This window comes from Pseudomonas baetica (assembly GCF_002813455.1).
Classification (GTDB): Bacteria; Pseudomonadota; Gammaproteobacteria; order Pseudomonadales; family Pseudomonadaceae; genus Aquipseudomonas; species Aquipseudomonas baetica.
Genome location: NZ_PHHE01000001.1, coordinates 115,053 through 132,003, shown reverse-complemented (window position 1 = coordinate 132,003; position 16,951 = coordinate 115,053). Strand labels below are relative to the sequence as shown.

Here is a 16,951-nt window from a genome sequence, read left to right as displayed (position 1 = left end):
AAAAAGGCGCGAGTTCAACTCGCGCCTTTTCTGGCTGACAGCTGGAAAAGCGATGGCCGTTATGGACGGTCGTCGACTTCCTTCTCGGTGTTGGCCGGAGGAATCAGATCCTCAGTCGTCAGGTTCAGCCAGATCAACACCACGTTCGCGATGTAGATCGACGAGTAAGTACCCGCCAGTACACCGATGAACAGGGCAATCGAGAAGCCGAACAGGTTGTCGCCACCAAAGAACAACAGCGCTGCGATTGCCAGCAAGGTGGAGATCGACGTCGCCATGGTGCGCAGCAGGGTCTGGGTGGTCGAGATGTTGATGTTCTCGATCAGCGTCGCCTTGCGCAGCACGCGGAAGTTCTCACGAACCCGGTCGAATACCACGATGGTGTCGTTCAGCGAGTAACCAATGATCGCCAGCACCGCCGCCAGTACGGTCAGATCGAACGTGATCTGGAAGTACGACAGGATACCGATGGTCACGATCACGTCGTGGATCAGCGAAACGATGGCGCCGACCGCGAACTTCCATTGAAAGCGGAACGCCAGGTAGATCAGGATGCCGCCGAGCGCCAGCAGCATGCCGAGGCCGCCCTGGTCGCGCAGCTCTTCGCCGACCTGCGGGCCGACGAACTCGACACGCTTGACCGTTGCCGGGTTGTCGCCGCCGACCTTCAGCAGCGCTTCCGCCACCTGGTGGCCCAACTGCGGATCTTCACCCGGCATGCGCACCAGCAGATCAGTAGTCGCACCGAAGCTCTGCACGATGGCTTCGTGATAACCCGAAGTCACCAGCTGCTCGCGCACCTTGGTGACATCGGCCGGACGCTCGTAGGTCAGCTCGATGAGCGTACCGCCGGTGAAGTCCAGACCCCAGTTCATACCCTTGGTGGCGACACTGAAGATCGCCAGCAGGGTGAGGAATACTGTGACGCCGAACGCAAAGTTGCGAACGCCCATGAAGTTGATTGTACGTAACATGGCAGCCCCTTAAATCCACAACTTCTTGAAGTCACGTCCGCCGAAGATCAGGTTGACCATTGCGCGGGTCACCATGATGGCCGTGAACATCGAGGTAAAGATCCCGAGGGACATGGTCACTGCGAAACCTTTGACCGGGCCGGTGCCCATGGCAAAGAGAATCCCGCCGACCAACAGAGTGGTCAGGTTGGCGTCGAGAATCGCGGTGAATGCCCGGCCGAAGCCTTCGTTGATTGCACGCTGCACGGTCATGCCGGCGGCGATCTCTTCACGGATCCGCGAGAAGATCAGCACGTTGGCGTCGACCGCCATACCCATGGTCAGCACGATACCGGCGATACCCGGCAGGGTCAGCGTTGCCCCCAGCAGCGACATCAGGGCCAGCAACAGCACCATGTTCACCGCCAGTGCGACGGTGGCGATGACGCCGAAGAAGCGGTAGATGGCGATGATGAACAGCGACACGAACAGCATGCCCCACAGCGACGCATCGATACCTTTGGTGATGTTGTCAGCACCCAGGCTCGGGCCGATTGTGCGCTCTTCAGCGAAGTACATCGGCGCCGCCAGACCACCGGCTCGCAGCAGCAGCGCCAGCTCGGAGGATTCGCCCTGACCGTTCAGGCCAGTGATGCGGAACTGAGCACCCAGTGGCGACTGAATGGTCGCCAGGCTGATGATCTTCTTCTCTTCTTTAAAGGTCTGAACAGCAACGTCTTTCTCGACGCCATTAACCACTTGCTTGGTGTAAGTGGTGACCGGACGCTGCTCGATGAAGATCACCGCCATGCTGCGACCGACGTTCGAACGGGTCGCGCGGCTCATCAGCTCGCCACCGTGGCCATCCAGACGGATGTTCACTTCAGGCGTGCCGTGCTCGCCGAAACCGGCCTTGGCATCGGTCACCTGGTCACCGGTGATGATCAGGCCACGCTCGATCTGCGCCGGAGGACGATTGCCTTCACGGAACTCGAACGTTTCGGAAGTGGCTTTCGAAGCGCCCGGCTCTGCCGCCAGACGGAACTCAAGGTTGGCCGTCTTGCCCAGAATACGCTTGGCTTCGGCAGTGTCCTGCACGCCCGGCAGCTCAACCACGATGCGGTTGGCGCCCTGACGCTGGACGATCGGTTCGGCAACACCCAGCTCGTTGACGCGGTTACGTACCGTGGTCAAGTTCTGCTTGATGGAGTATTCACGGATTTCCGCCAGCTTGGCCGGGGTCATCGCCAGACGCAGCACCGGTTGACCGTTGAGGTCGGCCGGAACAATGTCGAAATCGTTGAAATTCTTGCGGATCAGCGCACGGGCCTGTTCGCGGGCATCTTCATCGCTGAAGCCCAACTGAATGGCACCGCCCAGTTGCGGCAGGCTGCGATAGCGCAGCTTCTCTTTACGCAGCAGGCTCTTGACGTCGCCTTCGTAGACTTTCAGGCGTGCATCGAGGGCTTTGTCCATGTCCACTTCCAGCAGGAAGTGCACACCACCGGACAAGTCCAGACCCAGCTTCATCGGGTGCGCGCCCAGATTGCGCAGCCATTGCGGGGTGGTCTGTGCCAGGTTCAGCGCGACGACGTAGTCATCACCCAATGCCTTGCGCACAACGTCTTTGGCCGGCAGTTGGTCTTCAGCCTTGGTCAGACGGATCAGACCGCCCTTGCCGTTGGCCGCCAGCGTGGCTGCCTTGACGTTGATCCCGGACTCTTTGAGCGCGGTGCTTACGCGATCCAGATCGGCCTGATTGACCTGCAGTGCCGTGCTGGCGCCGCTGACCTGAATGGCCGGGTCATCGGGGTATAGATTGGGAGCGGAATAAATCAGACCGATCGCCAGCACCGCCAGGATCAGAATGTATTTCCACAGAGGGTATTTGTTCAGCATCACGCCGCCCGTTATGAACGCGGGGCGCCTTGCGCGCCCCGTCGATTGAGTAGAAGTTGGAACCTTAGATCGCTTTCAGCGTGCCTTTTGGCAGCGTGGCGGCGATGGCGCCTTTCTGGAACTTCATTTCCACGGTGTCGGAAACTTCCAGAACCACGAAGTCATCGGCCACTTTGGTGATCTTGCCGGCGATGCCGCCGGTGGTGACCACTTCGTCGCCCTTTTGCAGGCTGCTCAGCAGGTTCTTCTGCTCTTTGGCGCGCTTGGCCTGTGGACGCCAGATCATCAGGTAGAAGATGACCAGGAAGCCGACCAGGAAAATCCACTCGAAACCGCCACCCATTGGGCCGGCAGCAGCCGGTGCAGCGGCGTCAGCCATGGCATTAGAGATAAAAAAGCTCATTTAGCACTCCAGTTGCAAATGTTGAATCTTGGGGTCAGAAAACTCAGTCCAAAGGCGGAACGGGGAGCCCGCGTTTGGCGTAGAAGGCATCGACAAAGGCGGCCAATGTACCCTGTTGAATAGCCTCGCGCAAACCAGCCATCAGCACCTGATAATGGCGCAAGTTATGGATGGTATTGAGCATGCTTCCCAGCATTTCGCCGCACTTGTCCAGGTGATGCAGATAAGCGCGGGAGAAGTTCTGGCAGGTATAGCAATCGCAGGTCGGATCGAGCGGCGAATCATCATGGCGATGGAACGCGTTACGGATCTTCAGCACGCCGGTATCAATGAACAGATGCCCATTGCGGGCATTACGGGTTGGCATCACGCAATCGAACATGTCCACACCGCGGCGCACACCCTCAACCAGATCTTCCGGTTTGCCAACGCCCATAAGGTAACGAGGTTTGTCAGCGGGCATCATGCCCGGCAGATAATCCAGCACCTTGATCATTTCGTGCTTCGGTTCGCCCACCGACAGACCGCCAATGGCGAGGCCGTCAAAGCCGATCTTGTCCAGGCCTTCCAGCGAACGCATGCGCAGATCCTGGTGCATGCCACCCTGCACAATGCCGAACAGTGCCGCGGTGTTTTCACCGTGGGCGTTTTTCGAACGCTGGGCCCAACGCAGCGACAACTCCATCGACACACGGGCGACGTCTTCGTCAGCCGGGTACGGCGTGCATTCGTCGAAGATCATCACGATGTCGGAACCCAGATCGCGCTGAACCTGCATCGACTCTTCCGGGCCCATGAACACTTTCGAGCCATCGACCGGAGAGGCGAAGGTCACGCCCCCTTCCTTGATCTTGCGCATCGCGCCGAGGCTGAACACCTGGAAACCGCCGGAGTCGGTCAGGATCGGGCCTTTCCACTGCATGAAGTCATGCAGGTCGCCGTGCGCCTTGATCACTTCGGTGCCGGGGCGCAGCCACAGGTGGAAGGTGTTGCCCAGGATGATCTCCGCGCCAGTGGCGACGATGTCACGCGGCAACATGCCCTTGACCGTGCCGTAAGTACCGACCGGCATGAAAGCCGGGGTCTCGACGGTGCCACGCGGGAAAGTCAGCCGACCACGACGGGCCTTGCCATCGGTGGCCAGGAGCTCAAAGGACATGCGACATTCGCGACTCATTCTGTTTCCTCTGGGCCGGTTTGTTTAGGGGCAGTAGGTGCGGGGTTACGGGTGATGAACATCGCATCACCGTAGCTGAAAAAGCGGTAACCGTTGTCGACGGCAGCCTTGTAGGCGGCCATGGTCTCGGGATAACCGGCGAATGCCGAAACCAGCATCAACAGCGTGGATTCCGGCAAATGGAAATTGGTCACCAGGGCATCGACCACATGGAACGGCCGGCCTGGGTAGATAAAGATGTCGGTGTCGCCACTGAACGGTTTGAGCACGCCATCGCGCGCCGCACTTTCCAGCGAACGCACGCTGGTGGTGCCCACGGCAATCACCCGACCACCGCGCGCACGACAGGCCGCGACGGCATCGACCACGTCCTGGCCGACTTCCAGCCACTCACTGTGCATGTGGTGATCTTCGATCTTGTCGACGCGCACGGGCTGGAACGTACCGGCGCCCACGTGCAACGTGACGAATGCAGTCTCGACGCCTTTGGCGGCAATCGCCTCCATCAGCGGCTGATCGAAGTGCAACCCCGCCGTCGGCGCCGCTACAGCGCCCAAGCGCTCGGCATACACAGTCTGATAGCGCTCGCGATCCGAGCCCTCATCCGGGCGATCTATATAAGGAGGCAACGGCATGTGCCCGACGCGATCGAGCAGCGGCAGCACCTCTTCATCGAAGCCCAGCTCGAACAGCGCGTCGTGACGCGCGAGCATCTCGGCTTCGCCACCGCCGTCGATGAGAATCTTCGAACCCGGCTTCGGCGACTTGCTGGAACGCACATGGGCCAGCACGCGATGCGCATCGAGCACCCGCTCAATGAGGATTTCCAGCTTGCCGCCGGACGCTTTCTGCCCGAACAGCCGCGCCGGAATCACCCGGGTATTGTTGAACACCATCAAATCGCCCGGGCGCAAATGCTCAAGCAAATCAGTGAATTGACGGTGTGCGAGGGCGCCGCTGACCCCATCCAGGGTCAACAGGCGACTACCGCGACGCTCAGCCAAAGGGTGGCGAGCGATCAGCGAATCAGGGAGTTCGAAGGTAAAGTCAGCAACGCGCATGATGGGGTTCGTCTAGCAGGGCCCGAAAGTCTAGCGGAAATATCGAAAATTGACCATGAAACGTGATTGACCAACGGTAATCACCTCTCTATACTTCGCCGCCATTGAGCCCTGATGGCGGAATTGGTAGACGCGGCGGATTCAAAATCCGTTTTCGAAAGGAGTGGGAGTTCGAGTCTCCCTCGGGGCACCAAAATTAAGAAAGGTCTTGCTTAGCAAGGCCTTTTTTTTCGTCTGCTGGAAAGTGGTACGCCCTCCCCCTATTCATTCCCGACACGGCATTGCACCGCACGGTGTTACCTACCCTTTAATTAACAACAGCCCCCTGCCGACTCGAACCGGTTGCGCCATTCACTCTAATTTCGACCCAGCCCCTAAAACCTATTCGCATAACTGACATTGGCATCTAGTTAGATCTAACTGGTGCATCCGCAAAGACGCCCTGTCTTATTCCGCGCGAAATCCACCGACGACCTCTCGATACCTAATTCACTCAACATCCGCGTCCGTATCACCGGGATGCTGACGGACCGCTGCTGCTCGCGTGAGCCTAAAACCTGGCCAAAGGTGCGGGGCGGCGCCGGTAACTTCGAGGGTGATGCGATCTTGGCGCGCCTGCGCCAGGTCATCGAACGTTTCGGCGAAAGCCGCTTCACCCGTTGGGAATCGGCGGCGGCCAAGATCGACGAACACGGCCCGCGCACCATCGATCGTCTCGGCTTTCGCAAGACGCTGGAGCACGGCATGGGCGACACCATGCATACCACCAACACCTATTACGTACTGCCCGAAGCGTGGCGCTCGGAGATCTTCCGGGGCATGAACATCAACGCCGTGAACAAGGAACTGCTGCAACGCGGAGTGCTGGAGCCGGCCAGCGACGGCAAGGCATCGAGCTTGGTCCGGTTACCCGGTCTGGGGCCGCAGCGCTGCTACATCGTGAAGACGATTCCGGGAAAGGATGAGAGCGAGGCTCGGGCTGCCTGAGGGCATCTCTGCTGATCGAGGTAGCGCCGGCTTATTCCCGGCCTCGCCAGCCGCTCATTCGTAAGCGTATGGGGAATACGCCTTGCGTAGATCAGCCAGGCATCCATTGATGCGGCAGTAGATGCTCGATCTCACTGGCTTTCTGCGTCGGCAATCGCGTCAGTACATCCTTGAGATACGCGTACGGATCATGCCCGTTCATGCGTGCCGACTGGATCAAACTCATGATCGCTGCCGCTCGTTTGCCACTGCGCAGAGACCCTGCGAACAACCAATTGGAGCGCCCAAGCGCCCATGGCCTGATCGTGTTCTCCACCGGGTTGTTGTCGATGGGCACGGCACCATCATCCAGGTAGCGCGTCAGCGCTACCCAGCGTTTCAAGCTGTAATCCAGAGCCTTGGTCGTGGCCGAGCCCTCGGGCACGAGGTCGCGCTGAGCCAGCATCCACTCATGTAATTTCTGTGCAATGGGCACCGCTATTTCTTGGCGTAATCGCCATCGTTCTTCATCACTTATGTCTTTGGCCTGCCGTTCAACTTCGTACAGCCCGCCGATTGAGTGCAGCGCTTGCTCGGCCAACTGGCTTTTGTTCGTCACATGCAGGTCGAAGAACTTACGGCGGGCATGCGCCATGCAGCCGATTTCGGTGATGCCCAGCTCGAAGCTGGCCTTGTAACCCGCGAAGTCATCACAGACCAGCTTGCCGTTCCACGTGCCAAGGAAGTTCCGTGCATGTTCGCCAGCACGGCTGGGGCTGAAGTCGTAGACAACGGCCTTCAGTGCCGAGAACGGCGTGGTGCAATAAGCCCAGACATAAGCTCGGTGCGTTTTCTTCTCGCCGGGCGCCAGCATCTGCACCGGCGTTTCATCGGCATGCACGACTCGCTGAGCCAGCACCGCTTCGCGCAGTGCATCCACCAGCGGTTGTAGCTGTACGCCAGTTTGGCCCACCCACTGAGCCAGCGTTGAACGCGGGATCGCCAGGCCTGCACGGCCAAAGATCTTTTCTTGCCGGTACAGCGGCAGATGATCAGCGAATTTGGCCACCATCACATGCGCCAGCAGGCCTGCGGTCGGGATGCCCTTGTCGATCACCTGGGCCGGCACCGGTGCTTGGATCAGTGTTTCGCACTGGCGGCAGGCCCACTTTCCACGTACATGCTGCTCAACGGTAAACACGCCCGGCGTGTAATCCAGCTTCTCGCTGACGTCTTCGCCGATGCGCTGAAGCTGACACCCGCAGACACACTGGGTGTTCTCTGGCTCGTGACGAATGACGGTACGTGGGAACTGCGGCGGCAGCGGCGCGCGCTTGGGTTTTTGGCGGGTTTCGTCCGACGTTGGGGCGGGACGAAGCGCGTTCAGTTCTGCCTCGATAGCCTCAAGGTCAGTGGTGAGCAGGTCATCGAGCAAGTTGCCTTGCGCCAGGCTGATCTGTTCGCTGCGCTTGGCGAACTTGTGCCGCTTGAGGATGGCAATCTCGTGAGAGAGCTGCTCGATGATCGTCTCGTCACGATGGATTTTTCGGCCCATGGTGTCGACCTTCGACAGCAACTGCGCAGCGAGTGCGCGCAGTTGTTCGGGTGTCATTTGGTCGAGATTGGGAGAGGAAGTCATGCCGTGGATTTTACCAAAGCGATCCACCTGCCACAGCTGAAAAGCAAGGCTAAATCATTGTGATTGCGCCGTTAGCGCCAACTCGCTGCCATGGCAAACCGAGCACCAGCGCTTGAAGTTGTTCAGCGTCGAGCCCGACTTCCAAACCGCGATGAGTGCCAGGCCAGTGAAACTTGCCTTGGTTCAAACGCCGTGCGGCAAGCCAGATGCCCACGCCATCGTGCACCAGCACCTTCATCCGGTTGGCCCGGCGGTTGGCGAACAGATAAGCGCAGTGCGGCTTCGCCGCACCGAACACGGCGACCACGCGGGCCAACGCAGTTTCGGTGCCGGCGCGCATGTCCATGGGCTCAGTGGCGAGCCAGATGGCGTCGATGCGTATCATTGCGAGAGGCTGCGGATAAAACGTGCGCAGCCGTCCGGGTCGGTGATGGGCCATTTGACCGTGATGGCTTTGTCGCCCAGCGGCAGTGCGATCACCACCGCTTCATCAGCGTGCCGTTTAGGCATTGGTTGCAGCGGTACAAACGCGGGAAGTGGCGCGACAGGTTTATCACGGTAAATCGGCAGCCACTTGCGAATCACGTTGGCATTGATGCCGTGGCTGATGGCGACGCTGGAAACTGAGGCACCGGGTTTCAGGCATTCCTGCACAACCTGGGCCTTGAAGGGTTTGGGATAGGAGCTTCGTTGGCGCATGGAAATCCTGGCGATAAGGGTGATCGCGTCCGCTTAAAAATAGGCGGACACCATCGCCCTTAATTCCGGATTTCTGAAGGTGTGTTCGCTGGCCGCTTACCGCGTGGCAGCGTTCCTAAGCTCTTAAATAAATCGGATGGCCGTGTGTAGGCTCTAGCCAGGTGATCGACTAAACTGGGTAGCTAACCCTACGACCCATTGATAGGACATGGACGGCGATGGCTACGGCCCAACAAATCATTGCTCTGCTGAGTAGTCACAACCAAGGTGATGAGGAACAGTTTCTCTCTATCGCTCTACAGGTTGCTGCAGCAGAGGCGCGTAGAGGCCGACGCGATACTGCCGATGAGCTTAAAGCGCTTGTTGATTCAGCTAGAAAGCGCGATCCCCTCACCAAGGCGCAAAAGCCTGGACCGAACCAGCAGGTTGCGATCCCAATCTCCAAGCCACGTGGTGAGCTGGAGGCTCTGCTGTCGGTCAGTTATCCGAAGTCTCAACTGCGAGATTTGATTCTTGACCGTCCGAAACAAGAGCGCCTTACCCGTCTGATTCATCAGCAGCGTCAGCGAGATAAATTGCGCAGCCACGGCCTAGCTCCTAGCTCCAAGTTGTTGCTAGTGGGGCCTCCAGGTTCCGGAAAGACACTTACTGCTTCGATCTTGGCAGGTGAATTGCGACTCCCACTTTTTACCATACGTCTAGACGCTTTGATGACACGCTTTATGGGAGAAACAGCATCTAAGCTGCGTCTGATTTTTGATCAAATAGCCTCTGTTAGAGCCGTATATCTTTTTGATGAGTTTGATGCAATTGGGGGGCGCCGAAACGCCGACAACGATGTTGGTGAAATGCGCCGTGTGCTTAACTCCTTCCTCCAGTTCCTTGAGGAGGCGAATAGTACGGACAGCCTCGTTCTAGCGACCACCAACCATCCTGAGCTTCTTGATCGTGCTTTATTTCGGCGATTTGATGACATAGTTGAGTATTCTCTTCCTGACGCAAATGGTATTAAAGAAATACTGGAAATGCGAATACACAGCTATTTACCAAGTAGAGTGCCGTGGGCGAAACTTGTAGCTGCTGCGAAGGGGCTCAGTCAGGCGGAGATCACTAGGGCTGCCTCCGAGATAATCAAAGATGTCATACTCTTGGAAGAGAAACATGCATCGACTGAAGCAATAGTTAATGCGTTGAAAGAGCGCCACAGTCTGAAAGAAACCATGTCCGGACTTACCCTTGGCTAGGTTGCTCAGAATAAAAAGCCTTGGATTAGGGAAATATCCGGTATGGCGTCCACCTACGAGCTTCCACATTTTAGAGTTGATCGATACAAGGTTGATCGACCTTACCAGCGCCGTGATCGTGATCTAAGCAGTGTAGTGAATATCAGGGAAGAGGGACATGGCACTCGTCTCCGCGAAAAGCTTTCACTTGCATTTTCTGCAGCACGGAGTGGGCAGAATGGTTACTTTGCAGATGACATCAGCGAGTCTCCTCAAGCGTGTTACTTGGAAGTGGAACTTGAAGCGGACTCGCCGGTTCCTGACCTAAACTGGAAAACGCAAAATATTCGACTGTCAGCGCTTCGCATTCTCGAAGACGGTTCGACTCTCGGAGCGCTCTACGTTCCTCACCATGCTATGGATTTTCTGGAACTGAAGTTGCAGGAATACGCCGAGGAGAGAACAGATTCTGGAAAGCCAAAAAATGATCTTAAATTCTCCCCTATAGAAAATTTTACGTTGGGAGATATTCAAACTCTTTGGACGGACTCTCGACCTTTCCCGGAAGGTTTATCAGCGACGCTGTGGTGGGAATGTTGGTGTGTATCATCGAGAGCTGACCAAGTTCGGCGTATAGCTAAAAATCTAAAGCTTCGCGTCAGCGAGAATTCTCTAAGTTTTCCGGATACAGAAGTAGTGTTGATTTACGCTAATACTCTTGAGGTATCTATTCTTGTTGCAAATTCTGACGGCGTAGAAGAGCTACGAAAGGCAAGTGATAACCCTTATTTCTTTACACGTTTAACTTCTAGAGAGAAGTCCGAGTGGACTCTTGATCTCGTGAGTAGACTGATTCCCCCTAGAGCGGAGAGTCCGGCCATTTGCGTGCTAGATCATGGCGTCAACTATACTCACCCCTTGATACAGCCAGCTTTAGCTCCTGAAGACTGCCAAGCAATTAGGGCAGAGTGGGGGGTGTTCGATCACGATGGCCATGGAACCAACATGGCGGGGGTCGCCTTATACGGGGATCTCACTTATATTCTTGCGGAGGACAGAGTAATTGATCTATCCGCAAAGCTGGAGTCAATTAAATTCCTCCCGCCGGTGGGCTGGGATAGAAATGAACCCTCAAGCTATGGATATATCACCCAGTCAGCGGTGAGCTTGGCAGAGACTAATGAGCCACTTCGAAACCGTGTATTTTGCATGGCTGTATCCAACCAAGATGTCTCAGGAGAGCGACCTACGACCTGGAGCTCTGCCATAGATCAGATCTGTAGCGGATCAATGACAGGTGATATTGGTGAAAGCGGGGAGAGTGGTCCGCGCCGACTTTTTATCGTTTCAGCGGGAAATATTCCTGACTCTACGAATCCTGAAGATGTAGCAGATCTGTATGATTTTCCTATCGAAGATCCGGCACAGTCTTGGAACGCTATTGCAGTAGGTGGTTTTACCGACAAGATAGATATCCAAGATCAACCAGGTTATGAAGGTTGGTCTGTAGCAGCAGGTGCTGGCGATCACAGTCCTTACAGTCGTGCATCCATAGACTGGGAGCACTCCCTGACGCCGATCAAACCCGAGATCGTGTTTGAAGCTGGTAATAAGGCAATTAGCCCTGATGCAACGCAAATCATATCAGGTGTCCCGATATTATCAGTGTTAACAACTGGTAAGGATTTCACTGATAGGCCTTTTGAAGAGTTTTGGGCGACTAGCTCCTCTACAGCGCAAGCAGCCGGAATGGCTGCAGCAATTATGGCGGAGTATCCAAAAATGTGGCCGGAAACGGTTCGTGCGCTCATGATCCACAGTGCTCAGTGGACACCCGTCATGACGGAGAAACTTCGAAAAAATAAAAATAAAAGCCAGCGGATCTCACTCGCACGCCACTTCGGATACGGGGTGCCTCTTCTTTCTCGTGCTTTAGCGTCTGCCCAAAATGATTTGGCGCTGATTGCTGAGACGAAGATTCAACCGTTTGCGAGAGATCTAAACGAAAAAGGTCGAGAAGTTGGGGGCGCGCATTTTAAAGAGATTCACTACTACAATTTACCATGGCCTAGAATTGAGCTGGAGCGTCTTGAGAATCGAACAGTACGGCTGAAGGTTACTCTTTCATACTTCGTCGAACCTAGCCCTGGCGAGATGGCTCAGGTAAATCCAGCACGATACCAGTCCTTTGGGCTTCGATTCGATCTTAAGAAAAAAGATGAGACTGAACCAGCTTTTCGGCATCGAATTAATAAGCTTGATTCATTGGCGGAGAGGCCTCCACAAACAGAGGCGGATAATAGATGGGTATTTGGGCCAAAAAGCATTTCTGCTGGATCAATACACTGTGATGTCTGGATAGGTCCAGCTATTGAATTAGCATCGCGAGACAAAATTGCAATTTCTCCGGTATCCGGTTGGTGGAAATATCGCCCGCACTTAGGGAAGTCAAATTCACAAGCGCGCTATAGCTTGGTCGTTTCTATATCCTCTGATGAAGAGGATGTGGATCTATATACTGAGATCGCGAGCATTATAACTTCAACGGTGGATACGGATATATCAATCCAGACCAACTAATCCGCTCATGAACGACTGTGCTGATTTGCAACGACAACGGAGTTGTCATTGGTTAGTCTTTCATTAGGTATAGATGCGCCGGAGGAGTGCAATATGAGGCAATATCAGGGGGCGGTTTTTTTGTAGACATGCTAGGGGTTGGCGCTTTAACTCAAAATCAGGTAGCTCTAAGCGAGCACGATTTTAAGGTGTGGGGGGTTTCATCTTCTCCGAGTTCTACCGCCAATTTGTTTTGCGGTCAGCTACTCACACAGTTTAGGTCTTGCTTGACGTCTATTGCCGGCTCTCACAAAGATTTAAAAGTCGCTCAACTTTCCGACTGTGCATATATTTGGTCAGAGAATGTAGTAGCTGTCTTGGATGCTGCTCGGTCCTTCATGTGGGACTCTGTCGGTGTAGGACTATTGTCTAGGGGAGGTATCGCTTACGGTGAGATTGTTGAACCAAGTAAAGTCAATCGGTCAATTGGGCATTTTGTTTTGGGAAGCGCAGTAACTCGAGCGGTGGGTCTAGAGAAGTCTGGAAAAGGATGCAGGGTATTCATTGACGATATTATTTACGAAAAATCGCTAACCTTGCTTAATAGTCCTTTCAAACATGGCGCGGTGGATGTGTTAAGAAATCCGCTTAACGGTTCGCTGGTTAAAGAGTTTTGTTGGTATAAAACAGCTGGAAGTACTGGGGATTGGCAAGAGGATCAACATTCTGCGGCTAAATTGATTGTCACGCTATTAACTAAACTTCAATACTCTCCGCGTTTCAACTGGAATGAGGCGAGTCTTCAAGGGAGGATTCAACTCGCCTGCAGTATTGATTCCGTGTCCAATGTAACTTCCGATTTTATTGGTAATGGTAATTATATAATAAAGGGGGAGGAGTATATGTCGCTCTCTAATGGCGGTAATAAGCGTTGTCCAGTGATTTATGAGGAGGTACTCGAATTAAGGTTGAAGGATATTGATAGGTTTTTTGTTAATGGCAAACAAAAAGATATACTTGCTCATTGGTTGGAGAAGAGAGCGCTAGGTTTTAAATCCAGTTTGGATGAATGATTTTACGGGTTTTTTTTGCGATTTTTTGGACATTTATGATTCGAGTGCTGGTTGATATCGACATTTTTTGGCTGAAAGCAGTCGCTAGTGAGCGACGCTTTCAGTTATATGTTGTGCATGTATCCAATGAGCTTAAATGAGTTGTTAGGATATATTGAAGGTGGAGATTCTGTTTGTTGCGTCCTCTACCATTTTTTTCCTGTTGCGCCTATGTCCTCTGGAAAATAACTGCTTCGAATAGTCGTCTTCAGGTAGTTTTACGTATTCATCGTTGCTTATTATGAGGGCTTTTAGCCATTTTAAGCTGAAATTTAGCTCGTGAGGGTATTCTTTGTCGCCTGATTCAATATAGTTTAGTGTTTTATAAATTTCAGAGTACGTGATCGTATCATTCTTTATTCTGAAGAAAATATCTGGATGTGTTACTTTAATAACGCATAGTACTACGAAGAGACCTATGGACTCGTCTCTTGGCATACGTCCCGACAATGATGTAAGAGCGTAAATGCTGAACGCACGCTCCATTTGCCTTAGCGTCATTCCCAACTGGTCTCCCAAGGCTGCCATTAGCACCTGTACATCCTCTTTATCATCTAGGTCGTGAGCTTCGGCTAGGTATTCACAATAGATCGAGACTGTACTTTTCTCGCTAAGACCCTTTAGAGGTATATCTGCCTCAATGGTTAAAAACTTCTGCAAGTACGTGTGTGCATCGATATTCGTACCATAGGTAGCGCGGATAGATTCTTGTAGTTGAGTTTTGTTTATTACTAAAACAAATGTAATGTTGTTTACGGAGAATAGGTGCTTGATTTTTTCGAGCATTTCAACTGCGAATGACGGGCGGCATCTATCGAGTTCGTCGATTATTATTGTAAGAGAGTGATCAGTCTTGGGTTTTAATAAGTTTGGAATGGTTGAGAGGTATTTTTTGAATTGTATTATTGAGGCGCTTTCTTTTTTGTGATTAATTAGCTTTTGTTTGATATATTCTTCAGCGCTTTTGCTAATGTCGGCGCCCGCTCCCTCAACTGCCTTGTCTAAATCTTTGAAGTCATCACCGCTAACTATGCCAGCCGTTGCTGCTCTGATGCCAATTTTCGTGCTTAAGGATAGGAGATGTGCGCCAACGTGCTTGGCTTTATCTAAAAAAACTTCGGTTTTATCTTTTGGTATTTTTTGCTGCACATAGTCGGTAATCGCCCCAGCAACCACCATAAATGCATCGTCTACATAGTCCGAAGCAAAAGCATCTATATATATATTTGGCACATTGTTTTCGTCCAAGAGCGTTTGCCAGGCTTTGACGAATGTGGTTTTTCCTTCGCCCCAATGACCGTTAAGGCTTATTACAAGCGGATCATTTGTTCTGCGGACAAGATTAGTAAGAGATGTAGCGAACGGCTTCCTGTTGAAAAGATCCTTACCGAAACCTTCTCCAGCGGCGGGTTCGTAAGATGGTATTATAAGGTGCATAATTAAATTCCCTTTATTTGGCATTGTTGAGTGGCGCAATTCTGCTTCGCACCAAGTTATGCGGTGCTGTTGTCATCCGCCCATGGCGCATCGAGGAGGCTACGGTAATCCTAGAACACCCTCGATCACGTCGAGTTAAGAATACAAGAAATGTTGATGCTCGCAGGACAATTGCAGCTCAGGATAAAGAAAAAGACCTCTCAGAGGCCTTTTATGCAAGCTACATTATTTATTCAGCCAACTTTCAACCTCTTCGGAACCGTAGTTGGTTTTCCACTCTTTCAGTGTCTTGTGATTACCTCCTTTCGTTTCCACAACCTCGCCTGTGTGAGGGTTTTTGTACGTCTTGAGCGCTCGGGGCTTACGAGTGTCTTTTTTAGCGGTCGAAGCTACACCGAGTTTGGTGCTCTGCGGATCTAGGAGGTTGATGATGTGCTTCAGGCTGAAACCATACTGGCCTAGCAATCCACGGAGCTTGGTTTCGAACTCGATTTCTTTCTTCAGATCACTGTCACCCTTCAAAGCTTCCAGGGCTTGGAGCTGCTCGGCAAGGTGTTTTTCAAGCTGGCGGTATTCGGCAAGTTTAGACATTGTGACTTCCTGATGTGCGCTAAGAAAATAATTATCTGAATGGTGGTAGAGCTTACAAGTTTATAATTATGGCCGACCTTTCAACTTACTCTCAATATAGCTGATTTCTTCCTTGATCAGCGTGACAGTGAGCGTCTGGACGGGTGTGATTTTTCCGGTTTTGATGTCGACGATTTTCAGCAAGTCAGTCAAGTGTTCCTTGCGCGCTTTCAAGGTGTCGTTCCAGCTTGCGCTGCTTTGGATTTGAATAATCATGGTGTTGGTCCCGGTGAAATTATAAACAGCCCGCGTACGCAGGCTGTTTCAGGCGGCTCATTGCGTTACAGCGAGAGGATGTCTTCTACGGTGAACTTGTATGAGCGGTCAGCGAGTTCACGACTACCCCACGTGTCGAAGCCTTCACCTTCTTTAGGCAGCACCAACCTTCTAAGGCTGAGTTGGTCGCCACCCAGCAAACGTTGGGTAGCCCACAGCTTGGCGCCTATATTCATTAGTGCTTGAGCTTTTTCGTTCCACTGCTCTGCCAGTACCTTTTCGGCTAGCAACAAGGCCGTTCTTTGGATGGCGAGGTGTTCGCTTTGCGCCTCGGCAATGTGTTGGTCGACGATGACCAGTTCCTGCTCCAGCGCGGTAATGATTAGGTGCTGGCGACGATTGTGCTCGATGGCAGTTGCAAGGTTTTTCGCAGCCTTTTGCGCGTCTGTATTGGCGTTCTTTTCGCCCTCAGTGTCGCCCCAGGCAACTGACTGTGCGTAGGCTGTGGCTGCATCGGTTTCGGCTTGCCGAGCTTTGGCCAAGTCTTCCACTGCTTGCTGCTGGATCTGCTCCAAACGGGTGCTGAGGCTCTCGCGTTTTTCGTTGAGCTCTTGCTCGTCGGCTTTCCAGTTCGCCATCGATTCGGTGTAATCGGCCATCAAGGTTTCGTGATTGAGCAGTTGCTCGCGACGAGTGATCTGAGTATCTAAGATCCAGGCATGGTGCTTATTGGAGTCGTATGGAATTTTCAGCGTGTTGTACTCACTGCGGACTTCACGCAGACGAATCGCGTCTAATTCTTCGTCGCCCTCCAGTAATGCTTCCAACGGTGCAATCTCGGCGTATTGCTCTTCAGCCGTCCTCAGGTATTTATCACGTCGGGTGATCAGTTGGTCGATCTCATCAACCAACCGTTGCTTCTTCTCGCAATTAGCGGTCGCTTGAGTGCTATCTGTAGTGGTCTAATGAAACCGGAC

15 protein-coding genes, 1 tRNA gene and 1 pseudogene are annotated in these 16,951 nt (G+C 53.4%); 5 read left to right on the top strand and 12 right to left on the bottom strand.

The window, feature by feature from the left end:
- Positions 1-59: 59 nt before the first annotated feature.
- From secF to queA, 5 genes are all read right to left on the bottom strand, one after another.
- Positions 60-974, bottom strand: a complete 915-nt coding sequence (gene secF, locus ATI02_RS00615; RefSeq protein ID WP_095191846.1) for a protein translocase subunit SecF — start codon at positions 972-974, stop codon at positions 60-62.
- Positions 975-983: 9 nt separating this feature from the next.
- On the bottom strand, positions 984-2,852 hold the full coding sequence (gene secD, locus ATI02_RS00610) for a protein translocase subunit SecD (RefSeq protein WP_095191845.1): 1,869 nt from the start codon (positions 2,850-2,852) through the stop codon (positions 984-986).
- Positions 2,853-2,916: 64 nt separating this feature from the next.
- On the bottom strand, positions 2,917-3,255 hold the full coding sequence (gene yajC / locus ATI02_RS00605) for a preprotein translocase subunit YajC (RefSeq protein WP_007916913.1): 339 nt from the start codon (positions 3,253-3,255) through the stop codon (positions 2,917-2,919).
- A 43-nt stretch (positions 3,256-3,298) separates the two neighbouring features.
- Positions 3,299-4,414 (bottom strand): tRNA guanosine(34) transglycosylase Tgt, encoded by a 1,116-nt coding sequence (gene tgt, locus ATI02_RS00600; RefSeq protein ID WP_167394860.1) that lies wholly within the window; start codon positions 4,412-4,414, stop codon positions 3,299-3,301.
- 14 nt (positions 4,415-4,428) lie between these two features.
- Positions 4,429-5,493, bottom strand: coding sequence for a tRNA preQ1(34) S-adenosylmethionine ribosyltransferase-isomerase QueA (gene queA / locus ATI02_RS00595; RefSeq protein WP_100845160.1), 1,065 nt, complete (start codon positions 5,491-5,493; stop codon positions 4,429-4,431).
- Positions 5,494-5,601: 108 nt separating this feature from the next.
- Between queA and ATI02_RS00590 the strand changes: the two genes are divergently transcribed.
- Positions 5,602-5,686 (top strand) — tRNA-Leu (locus ATI02_RS00590).
- A gap of 336 nt (positions 5,687-6,022) precedes the next feature.
- A pseudogene (locus ATI02_RS00585) lies at positions 6,023-6,480 on the top strand (DUF927 domain-containing protein); the annotation flags it as partial.
- A 91-nt stretch (positions 6,481-6,571) separates the two neighbouring features.
- On the opposite strand, the gene tnpC reads toward ATI02_RS00585, so the two are convergent.
- Genes tnpC through tnpA form a run of 3 tightly spaced genes read right to left on the bottom strand, consistent with a single transcriptional unit; the run spans position 6,572 to position 8,797 of the window.
- Positions 6,572-8,098 carry an IS66 family transposase gene (tnpC, locus tag ATI02_RS00580; protein ID WP_095188477.1) on the bottom strand — a complete coding sequence of 509 codons (1,527 nt, stop codon included), beginning with the start codon at positions 8,096-8,098 and terminating at the stop codon, positions 6,572-6,574.
- A gap of 49 nt (positions 8,099-8,147) precedes the next feature.
- On the bottom strand, positions 8,148-8,483 hold the full coding sequence (gene tnpB, locus ATI02_RS32495) for an IS66 family insertion sequence element accessory protein TnpB (protein WP_157815118.1): 336 nt from the start codon (positions 8,481-8,483) through the stop codon (positions 8,148-8,150).
- Complete coding sequence (tnpA, locus tag ATI02_RS00570; RefSeq protein ID WP_095188479.1) at positions 8,480-8,797, bottom strand: IS66-like element accessory protein TnpA; 318 nt, start codon at positions 8,795-8,797, stop codon at positions 8,480-8,482. The genes tnpB and tnpA overlap by 4 nt, the downstream gene beginning before the upstream one ends.
- 218 nt (positions 8,798-9,015) lie before the next feature.
- On the opposite strand from tnpA, the gene ATI02_RS00565 reads away from it, so the two are divergent.
- The 3 genes from ATI02_RS00565 to ATI02_RS31905 all read left to right on the top strand — a co-directional run bounded on the left by ATI02_RS00565 (position 9,016) and on the right by ATI02_RS31905 (position 13,652).
- Positions 9,016-10,041 (top strand): AAA family ATPase, encoded by a 1,026-nt coding sequence (locus ATI02_RS00565; protein WP_100845159.1) that lies wholly within the window; start codon positions 9,016-9,018, stop codon positions 10,039-10,041.
- 42 nt (positions 10,042-10,083) lie between these two features.
- Entirely contained in the window at positions 10,084-12,600 is a 2,517-nt protein-coding gene (locus ATI02_RS00560; RefSeq protein WP_100845158.1) for a S8 family peptidase, read from the top strand.
- An 86-nt stretch (positions 12,601-12,686) separates the two neighbouring features.
- A complete protein-coding gene (locus tag ATI02_RS31905; RefSeq protein ID WP_146166116.1) occupies positions 12,687-13,652 on the top strand; it encodes a hypothetical protein in 966 nt (321 codons plus the stop codon).
- A 144-nt stretch (positions 13,653-13,796) separates the two neighbouring features.
- On the opposite strand, the gene ATI02_RS00555 is transcribed toward ATI02_RS31905, so the two are convergent.
- From ATI02_RS00555 to ATI02_RS00540, 4 genes are all read right to left on the bottom strand, one after another.
- Positions 13,797-15,128: a KAP family P-loop NTPase fold protein gene (locus ATI02_RS00555; protein ID WP_157815117.1), complete on the bottom strand. Its 1,332-nt coding sequence runs from the start codon at positions 15,126-15,128 to the stop codon at positions 13,797-13,799.
- 225 nt (positions 15,129-15,353) lie between these two features.
- Entirely contained in the window at positions 15,354-15,719 is a 366-nt protein-coding gene (locus ATI02_RS00550; protein WP_100845156.1) for a histone-like nucleoid-structuring protein, MvaT/MvaU family, read from the bottom strand.
- Between the two features lie 66 nt (positions 15,720-15,785).
- Positions 15,786-15,974: a hypothetical protein gene (locus ATI02_RS00545; RefSeq protein ID WP_100845155.1), complete on the bottom strand. Its 189-nt coding sequence runs from the start codon at positions 15,972-15,974 to the stop codon at positions 15,786-15,788.
- Between the two features lie 65 nt (positions 15,975-16,039).
- Positions 16,040-16,885 (bottom strand): chromosome segregation protein SMC, encoded by an 846-nt coding sequence (locus ATI02_RS00540; protein ID WP_238156274.1) that lies wholly within the window; start codon positions 16,883-16,885, stop codon positions 16,040-16,042.
- Between the last annotated feature and the right edge of the window lie 66 nt (positions 16,886-16,951).

Coding starts and splice junctions, on each gene's coding strand:
- secF (WP_095191846.1), bottom strand. CDS start 974: ATGTTACGTACAATCAACTTCATGGGCGTTCGCAACTTTGCGTTCGGC.
- secD (WP_095191845.1), bottom strand. CDS start 2,852: ATGCTGAACAAATACCCTCTGTGGAAATACATTCTGATCCTGGCGGTG.
- yajC (WP_007916913.1), bottom strand. CDS start 3,255: ATGAGCTTTTTTATCTCTAATGCCATGGCTGACGCCGCTGCACCGGCT.
- tgt (WP_167394860.1), bottom strand. CDS start 4,414: ATGTCCTTTGAGCTCCTGGCCACCGATGGCAAGGCCCGTCGTGGTCGG.
- queA (WP_100845160.1), bottom strand. CDS start 5,493: ATGCGCGTTGCTGACTTTACCTTCGAACTCCCTGATTCGCTGATCGCT.
- tnpC (WP_095188477.1), bottom strand. CDS start 8,098: ATGACTTCCTCTCCCAATCTCGACCAAATGACACCCGAACAACTGCGC.
- tnpB (WP_157815118.1), bottom strand. CDS start 8,483: ATGATACGCATCGACGCCATCTGGCTCGCCACTGAGCCCATGGACATG.
- tnpA (WP_095188479.1), bottom strand. CDS start 8,797: ATGCGCCAACGAAGCTCCTATCCCAAACCCTTCAAGGCCCAGGTTGTG.
- ATI02_RS00565 (WP_100845159.1), top strand. CDS start 9,016: ATGGCTACGGCCCAACAAATCATTGCTCTGCTGAGTAGTCACAACCAA.
- ATI02_RS00560 (WP_100845158.1), top strand. CDS start 10,084: ATGGCGTCCACCTACGAGCTTCCACATTTTAGAGTTGATCGATACAAG.
- ATI02_RS00555 (WP_157815117.1), bottom strand. CDS start 15,128: ATGCACCTTATAATACCATCTTACGAACCCGCCGCTGGAGAAGGTTTC.
- ATI02_RS00550 (WP_100845156.1), bottom strand. CDS start 15,719: ATGTCTAAACTTGCCGAATACCGCCAGCTTGAAAAACACCTTGCCGAG.
- ATI02_RS00545 (WP_100845155.1), bottom strand. CDS start 15,974: ATGATTATTCAAATCCAAAGCAGCGCAAGCTGGAACGACACCTTGAAA.